This is a genomic window from Streptomyces sp. NPDC033136, assembly GCF_055578235.1.
Genome location: NZ_JBVIPD010000004.1, coordinates 413,473 through 426,815 on the forward strand (window position 1 = coordinate 413,473; position 13,343 = coordinate 426,815).

9 protein-coding genes are annotated in these 13,343 nt (G+C 73.6%); all 9 read right to left on the reverse strand.

The annotated features are described in order from the left end of the window. Nucleotides 1-248 precede the first annotated feature (248 nt). The 9 genes from ACZ5TL_RS10210 to ACZ5TL_RS10250 all read right to left on the reverse strand — a co-directional run bounded on the left by ACZ5TL_RS10210 (nt 249) and on the right by ACZ5TL_RS10250 (nt 13,326). Nucleotides 249-2,048, reverse strand: a complete 1,800-nt coding sequence (locus ACZ5TL_RS10210) for a DEAD/DEAH box helicase (RefSeq protein ID WP_468588921.1) — start codon at nt 2,046-2,048, stop codon at nt 249-251. A gap of 374 nt (nt 2,049-2,422) precedes the next feature. Beyond that, nucleotides 2,423-2,911 (reverse strand): DUF6083 domain-containing protein, encoded by a 489-nt coding sequence (locus ACZ5TL_RS10215; protein ID WP_468588922.1) that lies wholly within the window; start codon nt 2,909-2,911, stop codon nt 2,423-2,425. Nucleotides 2,912-3,084: 173 nt separating this feature from the next. Beyond that, the gene (locus tag ACZ5TL_RS10220) at nt 3,085-4,251 is read right to left on the reverse strand and encodes an SUKH-4 family immunity protein (RefSeq protein WP_468588923.1); all 1,167 of its coding nucleotides are present in this window, start codon (nt 4,249-4,251) and stop codon (nt 3,085-3,087) included. Between the two features lie 352 nt (nt 4,252-4,603). Beyond that, the gene (locus ACZ5TL_RS10225; protein WP_468588924.1) at nt 4,604-6,910 is read right to left on the reverse strand and encodes a xanthine dehydrogenase family protein molybdopterin-binding subunit; all 2,307 of its coding nucleotides are present in this window, start codon (nt 6,908-6,910) and stop codon (nt 4,604-4,606) included. Next, nucleotides 6,907-9,399, reverse strand: a complete 2,493-nt coding sequence (locus ACZ5TL_RS10230; protein ID WP_468588925.1) for a 2Fe-2S iron-sulfur cluster-binding protein — start codon at nt 9,397-9,399, stop codon at nt 6,907-6,909. Before ACZ5TL_RS10230 ends, ACZ5TL_RS10225 begins: the two co-directional genes overlap by 4 nt. Then, nucleotides 9,396-10,289, reverse strand: a complete 894-nt coding sequence (locus tag ACZ5TL_RS10235) for an FAD binding domain-containing protein (protein WP_468588926.1) — start codon at nt 10,287-10,289, stop codon at nt 9,396-9,398. Before ACZ5TL_RS10235 ends, ACZ5TL_RS10230 begins: the two co-directional genes overlap by 4 nt. 269 nt (nt 10,290-10,558) lie before the next feature. Further along, nucleotides 10,559-12,205, reverse strand: coding sequence for a beta-N-acetylhexosaminidase (locus tag ACZ5TL_RS10240; protein WP_468588927.1), 1,647 nt, complete (start codon nt 12,203-12,205; stop codon nt 10,559-10,561). 237 nt (nt 12,206-12,442) lie between these two features. After that, a complete protein-coding gene (locus ACZ5TL_RS10245; RefSeq protein WP_003990595.1) occupies nt 12,443-12,724 on the reverse strand; it encodes a DUF3039 domain-containing protein in 282 nt (93 codons plus the stop codon). Between the two features lie 29 nt (nt 12,725-12,753). Beyond that, nucleotides 12,754-13,326 carry a YqgE/AlgH family protein gene (locus ACZ5TL_RS10250; RefSeq protein ID WP_468588928.1) on the reverse strand — a complete coding sequence of 191 codons (573 nt, stop codon included), beginning with the start codon at nt 13,324-13,326 and terminating at the stop codon, nt 12,754-12,756. Between the last annotated feature and the right edge of the window lie 17 nt (nt 13,327-13,343).

The following is a 13,343-nucleotide window of genomic DNA, read 5'->3' on the forward strand; positions in this document are numbered from 1 at the left end:
GGATGCGTCACCGAGTCCCGGCGGCAACGCGCTTCAGAGGCCGCCGATCGGCCGGCGGCCCGGCCTGTCCGGGCCGCGTCGCTTCACGGCTGCGCTCCGCGGCGGCACTGCCACGGGGCGTATGCGTAGCGGGACAGTAGCGAAGCAGGTTCGCTGAGCGGAAGGCTCCGTCCAGAATCCGGGCAGCGGCGGGTGTGTACTGCTCACCTTTGCGGCGGTATGCGCACCGGCCACCCGCACCCACACCGTCACCGCATCCGCGTGGCCCACTCCTGCACCTTGGCGATCCGCTGCCGCAACTGCCCCGCCGTCGCCTCCGCCGCCGGAGGCCCGCCGCACACCCGCCGCAGCTCGGTGTGGATCACCCCGTGCGGCTTGCCGCTCTGGTGGACGTACGCGCCGACCATCGTGTTGAGCTGCCGCCGCAGCTCCATCATCTCCTTGTGGGAGACCACCGGCCGCCGCTCGGCGGGCACTTCGAGCAGGTCGGCCTCCTCGTCCGGCTTCTTGCGGCTGTGCGCGATCTGCCGGGCCTGCCGCTTCTGCAGCAGCAGCTGGACCTGGTCGGGCTCCAGCAGCCCGGGGATGCCGAGGTAGTCCTGCTCCTCCTCACTCCCCGGGTGGGCCTGCATACCGAACTCGGCGCCGTTGTACATGACCCGGTCGAAGACGGCGTCGGACTCCAGCGCCTCGAAGGGCAGCATGTCCTGCTCGCCGGTGTCCTCGTCCTGCTCCCGGTTCGCCTCGTCCATCTCCTTCTCGGACTCGGCGTACGGATCCTCCTCGCCCTCCTTCTTGGGCTTGTCGAGGACGTGGTCGCGCTCGCGCTCCATCTCGTTGGCGAAGGAGAGCAGGTCGGGCACGGTCGGCAGGAACACCGACGCGGTCTCGCCGCGCCGCCGGGACCGCACGAAACGCCCCACGGCCTGCGCGAAGAAGAGCGGCGTCGAGATGGTGGTGGCGTACACCCCGACCGCGAGCCGCGGCACGTCGACGCCCTCGGACACCATCCGGACCGCGACCATCCACCGGTCGTTGTTCGCGCTGAACTCGTCGATCCGCTCGGAGGCCCCGGAGTCGTCGGACAGCACGAGGGTCGCCTTGCTGCCTGTGATCTCCCGGATGAGCTTGGCGTACGCCCGCGCCGAGTCCTGGTCGGAGGCGATGACGAGGGCACCCGCGTCCGGGATGGCCTTCCGCACCTCGGTCAGCCGGTGATCGGCGGCGCGCAGCACAGACGGCATCCACTCACCGCGCGGATCGAGCGCGGTCCGCCAGGCCTGACTGATGGCGTCCTTGGTCATCGGCTCGCCGAGCCGCGCGGCGATCTCGTCACCGGCCTTGGTGCGCCAGCGCATGTTGCCGCTGTAGGAGAGGAAGATGACGGGCCGCACCACGTTGTCGGCGAGGGCGTTGCCGTAGCCGTAGGTGTAGTCGGCGGCGGACCGCCGGATCCCGTCGTTCCCCTCCTCGTACGTCACGAAGGGGATGGGGTTGGTGTCCGACCGGAAGGGCGTACCGGTAAGGGCCAGCCGTCGAGTCGCGGGCTCGAAGGCCTCCAGGCAGGCCTCGCCCCAGGACTTGCTGTCACCGGCGTGGTGGATCTCGTCGAGGATGACGAGGGTCTTGCGCTGCTCCACGCGGTTGCGGTGCAGCATGGGCCGGACGCCGACACCGGCGTACGTCACGGCGACGCCGTGGTACTCCCGGCCGAGCGGCCCGGCGCTGTACTCCGGGTCGAGCTTGATCCCTATCCGGGCCGCGGCCTCGGCCCACTGCTTCTTCAGGTGCTCGGTCGGGGCCACCACGGTCACCTGCTGCACGACGTGGTGGTGCAACAGCCAGGAGGCCAGCGTCAGCGCGAAGGTCGTCTTGCCGGCGCCGGGGGTGGCGACCGCCAGGAAGTCCCGCGGCTGCTCCTGGATGTACTTGTCCATCGCGCCCTGCTGCCAGGCGCGCAGCTTGCTGGCGGTACCCCAGGGGGCGCGGCCGGGGAACGCCGGGGACAGGTGGTGCGAGGCAGAGCTGGTGCCGGCGGTGGTAGTCACGGTCTCCGTTGAGGGTCGGGCGGCTCGTTCGAGGGAGCCTGACGGCTCGGCTACGTATGACAACCGGGCCACCCTACCGGCGCCCCGAGTCGCTCAACGCGCGGACCGGCCCGGGGCACCTCCGGGTGGGACCGACGTCACAGCGCCCTCAACCGCCCCGCGATCCCCCGGCCTCCCCTCCGACCTCCGAGGCGACGTCGACGACCAGCGCGTGGGCCGCGTCCGGCATCCACGTCAGGCGGCTCCGGGACGGTCTTCTCCCTTTGCGGAAACACTGCGGGATCTCCTGAGGAATCTACTCAGGGATCTCCTGAGGGATCTCCTGAGGGGTCTCCTGAAGTAATAGCCAAGGGATCTTCCAGGGGCCGACAGCGTCAGCCGGCGGCCGGAAGGGCTCCCGGGTCGGTTTCCCCCTCGGCCTCGCGCCGCGCCCGGCGCGCGTTCTCCGCGCGTACGGCGTCCAGCCACCGCCAGAGACCGACCTCCTCGAGCCTCAGACCGGGACAGGCGATCCGGTGCGGCACCCGGCACACCGCACCGGGCACGGGCTCGTCCTCACGGCTGTTCCAGGCCGTGCCGTTGGCGTCGACGTACCAGCGGTGCCAGGCGGGCACCATGTGCGCGGGCACCGGCATGTCCGGTTCGAGGAGGACGTGCCAGCCGTAGTAGGTGACACGCCGATCACCGACAAGCCCGCAGTTGGGGCAGACGGGCGGAGCGGGTGGCTCCGGCCCGGTGGCGCCTTCCATCGCGGCCTGGGCCCGGTCGGTCTTCTCCCAGGGCTGCGGCACACCCAAGGGCGCCTGCCGGTGACCGTCAGGTCCGGGTAGCGGGATGATGCTCGGCTCGCGTGTATCCCCCATGGGTCCGAGCGTGCGGGCGGTGTCCTGGGGTGCACCAGGGCGCGATCAGGGCGCACCTGGAGCAAACGGACGGAGCGCCCCGGCGCGACCGTCGACTCCGGGAGCACGTCACGGCCCGTCAGACGCGTGAGCCGTGGCCGGCCCGGGTCAGCGGACCTGAGCGGCCGGCCGGCTCACAACACCCCACCCGCCTCGTCCCGGAACGCCCGCGTCCAGTAGTGGCGGCCGGTCCGGCCCGCCGAGACGCCCGTCGGGTCGACGGTGGACAGGACCTGGAGCATCGTCATGGCCAGCTGGTCGTACGTGTCGGTCGTCAGCTCGTGGTCCGACTGGGCGTCCAGCGTGCGCTCGCGGTGCAGGAGCCAGAGAGTGAAGGCGAGGGTCGAGACGTCCGTGTTCAGGGGGGAGAGCGTCGCCTCGGGTTCGCTCCAGTGGAGGACCGCGCCCGTCGCGCCGTCGATGACCAGGCTGCTGTCCTCGACCAGGTGGCCGAGCCGTATCAGGCAGTGCGCCCCGGAGGGGAGGGCCGCCGGGGCGTCCCGGTCGGCGTCGTACTCGGACAGCGTCGCCAGCGGTACGTCCGTGTCGAGGGAGAAGACGTGGGCGTCCTCCGGCAGACCCACCTCGCGCAGGAAGCGGCGGGTCGGCTCGTGCGTGAGGGTGGCGGGGAAGTCGACGTCCTCGAAGCGGGCCACCTTGCCGGGGCCGAACTCCTGGTCCAGCAGGCGGTGCGGGAGGTCCAGGGACAGGCCGGAGGTGCCGCCCCGGCCCGCGACCAGGGACAGGGGTCGGATCAGGGCTGCCATCTTCCAGAACGGGGCCGGTTCGCCGTCCGCCCCGTCACGGAAGACCGACAGCAGGTGCTGGGAAGCCTCCGCCACCGCCTTGGGGCCGAACCGGCCCGCGTAGGAGGCGAACTGGCCGCGCAGACCCGCCAGTTCGTCCGTCGCCTCGGCGAAGCGGACCAGCGTCCGCAGGGAGGGCGCCAGGGGGCGGCGGTCCATCAGGTCGGGGCGGTCGGGCAGGAACTGCGTCGTCGAGATCTCGCCCGTCGCGCCGTCCAGCAGGACCGATTCCGTCTCCAGGCCGCCGGGGCCCAGCAGTCCGCCTATCACCAGCTGCTCGCGCAGCTCCGCCGAGAGGAGGCCGTCCGGGCCGCCCGTCGAGTCCGCGACCGTGCGCAGCCCCTCCCGGCTCAGCTCCTCGAAGCTCAGCAGGCCGTTACCGGACGGCAGGCCGGGGCCGGCCAGCCAGTGCCGCGTCGACGCGTGGGTCACCCACGGGTCCAGCTCGGCCTCGCTCAGGGTGATCACCGCGGAACCGGCGTCGGTCGTACTCATGGGCTCCCCCGCATGTGCTTGCTCCCGTCCCCTGGCGGAGCACGGCAGACCGCCCGGCCAGGCCCGGCAGTTCGTCCCCCACTGCCCAGAACACTACGCCCCACCACTGACAACGCCCCGGAACAGCGACCCGCCCGCGAGCCAAGTGCCCGGCGACCACGACGCGTCCACCTCACATGACGCTCAGAGGACCCTCGCGCGTTCCCTTTCCGCCACAATCGCCTCCACCGTCTGCCCCACCGTCTGTCGCACCGTCAGCTCGGAGGTGTCCAGCCACAGTCCGATCCGCGGGGTCCGCGTGCGCAGCGCCTCGTCCAGCAGGCCGACGCTTCGACCCCGCCCGGCTCGGGCGTCAGGACCGGTCCGTGACCACCGCGGCCTGGGGGCGTATCGGCAGCCGGTTCACGGGGCGTCCCGTCGCGGCCCGTACGGCGGACGCGACGGCCGCCGGGGACGCGACCACCGGCGCCGCGCTGACCGCCTTCGCCCCGAACGGCGCCACCACGTCCCGCTCCTCGACCAGCCGGACGATGCGGATGTCGGGCGCGTCGAGGGCCGTCGGGAGGGCGTAACCGGTCAGGTCGGGGTGGCGGATCAGGCCCCGTGGGGTGCGGAGGTTCTCCGTGAGCGCGATGCCCACGCCCTGCGTCACGCCCGCCTCGATCCGGGCGGTCAGCTGGGCCGGGTTCAGCACCCGGCCCACGTCCTGGGCGACGGCCAGTTCCACGACCCGTACGGAGCCGATCTCGATGTCGACGTCCACCACGGCGCGGATCGCGCAGAAGGCCATGCCCACGAAGGCGTCGCCCTGGCCGGTCTCGTCGAGCGGCTCGGTCGGGTGCGGGCGGCACTGGGCGGTGGCCCACAGTTCCTTGCCGTCCAGCGCCTCGGCGACGGTCGTCGAGAGGACTCCGTCGTACGACGTGATCTTGCCGTCGGTGATCTGGAGCAGCTCCGTCGACATGCCGAACTTGTGGGCGAGCGGCTGGAGGAGCTGCGTGCGGACCATCTTCGCCGCCCGCTCCACCGCGCCGCCCGACACCCAGGTGTGCCGGCCGCGGCAGCCCGCGCCCGCCGGGGGCTGGTCGGTGTCGACGGGCGCCACGTGCACCTCGTCGACGCCGAGGGTCTCCTGGACGATCTGCCGGGCCAGCGTCGTGAAGCCCTGGCCGGTCTCGACGGCCGCGCACAGCACCGTCGCCACACCGTCGTGGACCTTCACGGTCGCCGTGGAGACCTCGTCCGCGCCCTCGGCGCCGAGCATGTGCACCATGCCCACGCCGTAGCCCACGCCCCGGCGCACGGCACCCGGTTCCCCCGCGCCCTCGGGGCCGCCGGGCAGCAGCCATTCGTCCTCGGGGGTGTCCTTGGGGAGCGGCGGCAGCGGGAAGTCCCGTACAACCTGGAGGAGTTCGGCGACCGGGGCCGGGCAGGTCACGGTCTGGCCGGTCGGGAGCACGTCGCCCGTCGCCAGGGCGTTGCGCAGGCGCACTTCCGCCGGGTCGAGCCCGAGCTTCTTGGCGATCTTGTCCATCTGCGCCTCGTAGGCGGCGCAGACCTGCATGGCGCCCTCGCCGCGCACGTGGCCGGAGGGGGGGTTGTTGGTGCGTACGGCCCAGCCCTCGATGAAGGCGTTCGGGACGACGTACGGGCCGCAGGCGAAGGAGACGGCGGCGGCCAGGGCGTCGGCGGAGGTGTCGGCGTAGGCGCCCGCGTCGAGCAGGATCTGCGCCTCGACCTTGACGAGTCTGCCCTCGCCGTCGGCGTGGTGGCGGTAGCGCAGGAGGGTGGGGTGGCGGTGGGTGTGCCCGAGGAAGGACTCCTCGCGCGTTGCGGTGAGTTTCACCGGACAGCCGGTGCGCAGCGCCAGCAGGCCGAGCGGGAGCTGGAAGCCCTGGTCCTCGCGGTCGGCGGTGGCGCCGGGGACGCCGGTGACGACGACCTTGACCCGCTCGGGTTCCAGGCCGAAGGCGGCGGCGGCCGTGTCGCGGTCGGCGTGCGGGTCGGTGGAGGCGAGGTACAGCTCCACGCCGCCGTCCGGGCGCGGTACGGCCAGGCCCGCCTCGGCGCCGATGGGCGCGGGGTCCTGGCGGCCGATGCGGTACAGGCCCTCGACGACGATCTCGCCGGCCGCCTCCGGGTCGCCGTGGCGCAGCGGGATGTGCCGGATCAGGTTGCCGTCGGGGTGCAGCGGCTCGGCCTCGAAGGCCTGCTCCGGGTCGGTCACCGGGTCGAGCACCTCGTACTCGACGATGACGGCGGCGGCGGCCATGCGCGCGGTGTCCGGGTGGTCGGCGGCGACGGCGGCGATGGGCTCGCCGTGGTGGCGCACGACCTCGGAGGCGAAGACCGGGCGGTCGGCCTTGCCGCGGCCGTGCAGCGGGCTGCCGGGGATGTCCTCGTGGGTGACGACGGCCCGCACGCCGGGCATCTCGCGCGCGTGGGTGGTGTCGATGGACACGATGCGCGCGTGCGGGTGCGGTGAGCGCAGCACGGCCGCCCACAGCAGGCCCTCGGCCCACAGGTCGGCGGCGTACGGGAAGGTGCCCTCCGTCTTGGCACGGGTGTCGGCGGCCGGGAGGGATGCGCCGAGGCCGTGCGGCAGCGGTTCGGGTGCGGCGGCCTCCGCGGCCTGCGCGGTGGCTGCTTCGTTACTCACGCCTGGCCTCCGTCCTGGCCGTAGGGCTGGTCATGCGATTCCGGGGAGTGCGGTCCCTGGGCGTGCGGTTCCGGGGAGCGCTGTTCCGGGGGCGCTCCGAAGGCCGACGCGTGCACGCCACCGGCGCCCGGGCCCGCCTGGTGCGGGATACGGGGTTCGCCGGCGTCGCCGTCGGCGGGCGCGGAGTGGACCTCGCGCTCGGCGACGACCTCCTTGACGGCGTCCACCACGCCCCGGTAGCCGGAGCAGCGGCACAGGTTGCCGCACAGCGCCTGGCGGGTCTCCAGCTCGGTGGGGGCGGGGTTGCCCTCCAAGAGGTCGTGCACGGTCATCGCCATGCCCGGGATGCAGAAGCCGCACTGCACGGCGCCGCAGCGCGCGAGCGCCCGCTGCACGTCCGACGGCCGGCCGTCCTCGGCCAGACCCTCGACGGTACGGACCTCGCTGCCGGCGGCGGTCACGGCCGGGACCAGGCAGGACGCGACGAGCCGCCCGTCGACCTGGACGTTGCACGCCCCGCATTCGCCCTGCGAGCAGCCGTCCTTGGCTCCGGCGAGCCCGAGCCGCTCGCGCAGCACGTAGAGCAGGGACTCGCCGATCCACGCGTCGGTGACGGGGCGGTCGGCGCCGTTGACGCGCAGGACGTAGGAGGCGAGGGGGTGTTCCTCCTGCGGCGCGGCCGGCGCGGCGGCCGGGTCGTCCGGGGTGCCGGCGGCGGCCGGGTCCTCTCCCCGGGCCGGGTCCCCTCCCGAGGCCGGGTCGTCCGGGCTCTCGCCGCCGGCGGTTTTCGGCCCGGCGTCCGCGTCCGCCAAGGCGGAGAGGTGCCCGGCGACGGGCTCGTCGGGGCCGTGGGAGCTGTGGGGGCCGTCGGTGTACGCCGGGTCGCCCGGGGCGCCCTCAGCCGGCTCACCGGGCCCGGGAGCGGGCCGTGAGGCCTCCTCGGCGGTCTGCGGGTCCTCCTCGGCGGCCCCGGAGTCCTGCGGGTCCTCAGCGTCCTCGGAGTACGGCTGGGGCGACGCGGGCCGCTGCTCCGTGGTGTCGGCTGGGGGGGCAGCCGGGTGCTCGGCGGGGCCGGACGATTCCGGCGCGTGGCCCGGTACGCCTGGCTGCTCCGGCCCGTGCTCGGCGAAGCCGGGGTCATCTGATCCGGGGCCATCCGATCCGGGGGCTACGACACCCGGCCCCGGGTCGGCGAAGGCCGGGCCCTCCGAACCCTGGTCGGCGAATTCGGGCCCCGGCGTGTGCCCGGGCACCGGCGGCTCAACGGCGTGACCGGGCGCCTCGGGCTCCCCCGGCGTGTGATCAGCCGTGGCCGGCCCGTGCCCGGAATCGCCCGGGCCGGTTTCGTGCGGCGGGTGGCCGTCGTGCGCCGGGTCCGTCTCGTGAGGCAGGGGCGCGGCAGGCGACTGCTCCGGGGCGTGGGCGCGGTGCGGGGCCTGGTCGGTTGCGTACCCGGGGGACGCCCCGGCAGCACTCGGCTGCCCGTGCCCGTCGCCTTCCACGTGCCCGTGGGCCTGCTCGGTCCGGTGGCCCTGCTCGGGCCCGGCCCCCTGGGGACCGTACTCATGGCCCAGCCCGGAATCCTGCCCGTGCCCGTGGGTCTGCGCGGGACCCTGACCGTACCCATGGCCCTGGCCGTACCCGTGGCCCTGCTCGTGGGCATGGCCCGACTCATGGCCGTGCCCCGGCTGATGGGCATGACCCTGCTCTTGGGCATGACCCGGCTCGTGGCCATGGTCCTGTTCATAGCCACGGTCCGGCTCAGGGCCGTGACCCGGCCCGGACCCGAGCCCCTGCTCCTGCGGATACTCCGCCTGCTCCTGGCCCGTGGCGTCCTGCTGCCCCCACGGCTGCCCCGCCGCCTGCGTCGCCCACGGCGCGGGCGCGCCACCCGGCAGCGTCGCCGGCGGGGTACCGCCCCACTGCTCGACCAGCGAGGACGTCGTGAACTCGCCCGACTCGTCCGGAAGGTCACCCCCGGCGACGGGGATGGACCACTGTCCGGTCACATCATGCCCCGGTGCGGCCTCCGCCGCCGCGGTCTCCTCGAAGTTCCACTGCCCGGTTGCGCCCGGGTTGTACGCGAACCGGTCGTCCCCGCCGTACTGCCCCGCCTCGCCGCCATACGGCGGGACGGTGCCGTAGGGCGCGTCGGAGCCGTACGGCTGATCCGCCGCGTCGTGGCCCTGCTGGTGCCCCGCGTGCGGGTCGTGCCACTGGGCCCCGTCGACCGGCGCGCCCGCCACCGGCCACGCGCCCGTGGCCGCCGGGTCGGCACCGGCCGTCGTCTCCGGGTTGACGGTGATCTGCGGCGGTACGTAGCCGTGGCCGGGCGCGGCGAGGGGGCTGTCGGCGGCCAGCAGGGCGTCGACGCCCCCCTCGGGGAGCTGGACGAAGGCGGTGGCACCGTCGTCGTACTCGCCCTGGGGCAGCGGGTCCCAGCGGCTGCCACCCCGGGGCGCGCCCTCTCCGTGCTGGTCGTCGGTCACGACAGCGCCCTCCCCAGTGCTCGTCGGGCCAACGCGGCGACGGTGCGCCGCAGGTGCAGTACGGCGGGCGGAAGCTGCGGTACGGAGCCGTCCTCACCCGGGGCCGCGTCGGGGATGCAGGCCGCGGCGACGTACTCCCCGAAGGCGTTCAGGACCTCCGGGACGAGTGCGCGGTTGTTGTCCCAGTCGATGAGCCGGCCGACCCACTGCTCGGCCTCCAGGGGCCGCAGCGGCATCGGCGCTATGGCGCCCACCGCGCAGCGCACGCCCCGGCGCGCGGGGTCCAGGACCAGGGCCACGGACGCGACCGCGCGGCCCGGGCCGGTCCGGCCGGTCGCCTTGAGGAAGACCTGCGGGGCGTGCAGCAGCGGCACGCGCACGTAGCCGATGAGTTCACCGGCGCGCAGCATGTCCATCCCGGCGAGCAGGTGCGAGACCGGGAGCTCCCGGCGCGCACCGGCCGGGCCCGCGATGATCAGGGTGGCCTCCAGGGCGGCCAGCACCGGCAGCGCGTCCCCGGTGGGGGCGGCCGAGGCGATGTTGCCGCCCAGGGTGCCCGCGTTGCGGATGTGCGGCGGTCCGGCGGCGCGCGCGGCGGCGGCGAGCGCCGGGATCAGGGCCGCGAAGTCGGGGCGGCCCATGCGCGCGTGCGTGAGGCCCGCACCGAGCAGCGCGTGACCGTCCAGGTACCGCCAGCCGCGGATCTCGCTGATCCGGCCGAGTCCCACCAGCGCGGCGGGCCTGAGCTGCCCGGAGTTGACGGAGGCCATCAGGTCGGTGCCGCCCGCGACGGGCACGGCGGCGGGCACGGCGGTGAGTGCCGCGACGGCCTCGTCCAGCGTCGTGGGCAGCGTGACGGCCTGCGCCGCCTGCGGTGCGTGCGTGGTCAAACCGGCTGCCCCTTCCCGCTGCCCCCTGGTCCCACCTGGTCCCACCTGTGCTGCCGTACGGTACGTGCTCACAGGGCGGACGTGGCAACTCTGGCACATCTTGGCGAGAGCCGAGGACACGGGTCCGCTAGGAGGCATTCGCCCACCTCACCGGGGAGATGGTCCGTTTTCGCACAGGTTCGCCCGTGCATGCCGGTTGGCACTTTCGGTGACCCTTGTGCGCTTTTTCCGTGGCTTGTTCGAGCTGTTCGGTAGCGACGGCCCGCCTGCTACCGGCGGGGCGGCGGACCCTCCTTCGGGCGGCCCAGCACCCCGGGGCGCCGCTGCCAGGGCAGCGGGCCCGCGGGTGGCCGGTAGGCGACGCCCAGCGCGTCGAGCCGCCGGTAGTGGGCCGTCATCCTGCGCTCGAAGCCGGCGAAGTCCCGCTCCGCCGGGGCGGGCAGGGCGCTCCAGGCGACCTCGGCGAAGGCCGCGAGCCGGGGGAAGGCCTGGTAGTCCACCCGCGCCTGGTCCTCCATCACCTCGGTCCACAGGTTGGCCTGGGTGCCCAGCACGTGCCGGGCCTCCTCGGACGTCAGCTCCGGCGGCACGGGCTCAAACCGGTAGACGTCCTCCAGGGTGCGCACCCACCCGATCGGTACCGGCTCCTCGGGGCCCGGGGCCTGACGGTGGTCCAGATACACCTGCTGCTCGGGACACATGACGACGTCGTGGCCGGCCCGGGCGGCGGCGATTCCTCCGGCGTAGCCGCGCCAGGAGGACACGGCCGCGCCCTTCGCCAGCCCGCCCTCCAGGATCTCGTCCCAGCCGATCAGCCGGCGCCCGCGCGCGGAGAGCCAACTGTCGAAGTGCCCGATGAACCAGGACTGGAGCTCGTCCTCGTCCGCCAGCCCGAGTTCCCTGATGCGCGCCTGGGCGGTCCGCGACCTCCGCCACTGGTCCTTGGGGCACTCGTCGCCGCCGATGTGGACGAACTCCGAGGGGAACAGCTCCAGTACTTCCTCGAAGACGCCCTCGTAGAAGCGCAGGGTGGTGTCAGTGGGGGCGAGTACGTTCGGGTTGATTCCCCAGTTGTCCCAGACGGAGAGTGTGGTGCTCCCCTCCGTGGACGCGGCGATGACGTCGGTGTTGCCGAGTTCCGGGTACGCGGCGATGGCGGCCTGCGAGTGGCCCGGCACGTCGATTTCGGGGACGACGGTGATATGCCGCTCGGCGGCGTAGGCGACGATCTCCCGGATGTCGTCCCGGGAGTAGTAGCCGCCGTGCGGCTTCTCCTCCCACAGAGGGGAGGCCCGGTGGCCGGTTTTCGTCCGCGCCCGCCAGGAGCCGATCTCCGTCAGCCGGGGATGCCGCTCGATCTCGACGCGCCAGCCCTGGTCGTCCGTCAGGTGGAAGTGGAAGACGTTGAGTTTGTGCGCCGCCATCAGATCGAGGTACCGCAGGACGCCTTCCTTGGGCGTGAAGTGCCGGGCGACGTCGAGCATCAGGCCGCGCCAGCGGAATCGGGGCGCGTCGGCGATGGTGACGGCGGGCACGTCCCAGGCCGGCTTCTGGGCGACGGGCGCCCGGCGAAAGGCGTCGGGTCCGAGGAGCTGACGGAAGGTCTGGGCACCCCAGAACACGCCCGCCGGACTGGCCCCTTCGACGAGGACGCGACCGGCGTCGACCGTGAGGCGGTACGCCTCGGGTCCCCCGAGGGCGGGCAGGATCCGCAGGTGGATGCCGAGGCGGTCGCCGGTGCGCGGGTCCAGCGGCAGGCCGGTCGCCGCGCCGACGGTCGCGCGCAGCCAGCGCGCAACCTGCCCGGTGCCGGGGCCCGCCTCGATCCCGGTGCCCGCGTCGAGGAGGAAGCCCGGGCCGTCCCCGGTCTCGACGCTCAGGGGCGCCGGAATCACGTCCGTGTCCGCAGGAGTCACGTCAGCCCTTCACCGCTCCGCCCCGTCCGGAGACCCGACGCTGCCGCACGCGTTCGGCGAAGACCAGGGCCGGAATCGGTCATCACCGTGGAGGCGATCACGACACGGCCCGCGACGGGGACCGTCGAGTAAGGAACGGCCGACTTCCCGCTGCCCGAAGACGCGCCGGAAAGAGTCCAAAAAGCCCCCGGGGCGCGCACAACGCACCCCGGAGGCTTGACGCCGCGCGGGCCGGGCCTACTTGTCGCCCTTGCCCTTGTCGTCGTCGCCGGAGCTCATGGACTCGTAGATCTCCTTGCACATGGGACAGACCGGGTACTTCTTCGGGTCGCGGCCCGGTACCCAGACCTTGCCGCACAGCGCCACGACGGGGGTGCCGTCGAGGGCGCTCGCCATGATCTTGTCCTTCTGGACGTAATGGGCGAAGCGCTCGTGGTCACCGTCACCGTGGGAGGTCTGCGGCGTCGGCTCTACGAGGGTCCCCGTACCAGTCCCGCGCTCGGGCTCGAGAGTGCTCATAGGCCCCAGGGTACTGAAGCTCACACGCATCAGTTGAGCGAAGGGTCGTCCGGGTACGTCGCCACCATCGCCAGCTCGCCGCGCTGGCGGCGCAGCACCTCGCGCCAGAGCCGCTCGGGGGACGGCGAGGAGACGTCACCGGGCTCCGACTCGACGACGTACCAGGCGCCGTCGACCAGCTCGTCCTCCAGCTGGCCCGGACCCCAGCCGGCGTAACCGGCGAAGATCCGCAGGGAACCGAGGGCGGAGGCCAGCAGTTCCGGCGGGGCCTCCAGGTCGACCAGGCCGATCGCGCCGTGCACCCGACGCCAGCCCAGCGGGGCGGCCTCGCCGGACGCGCCGCCGGGGACGACGGCGACCCCGAGCGCGGAGTCCAGCGACACCGGGCCGCCCTGGAACACGACACCGGGGTCGACGGCGAGGTCCCCCCAGCCCTCCAGGATGTCGTCGACATCCACCGGGGTGGGCCGGTTGAGGACGACACCGAGGGAGCCCTCCTCGTCGTGGTCGAGGAGCAGCACCACCGCGCGGTCGAAGTTCGGGTCCGCCAGGGCGGGCGTGGCCACGAGCAACCGCCCTGTGAGCGAGGACACCTCGGTCATGCCAGACATGATCCCGC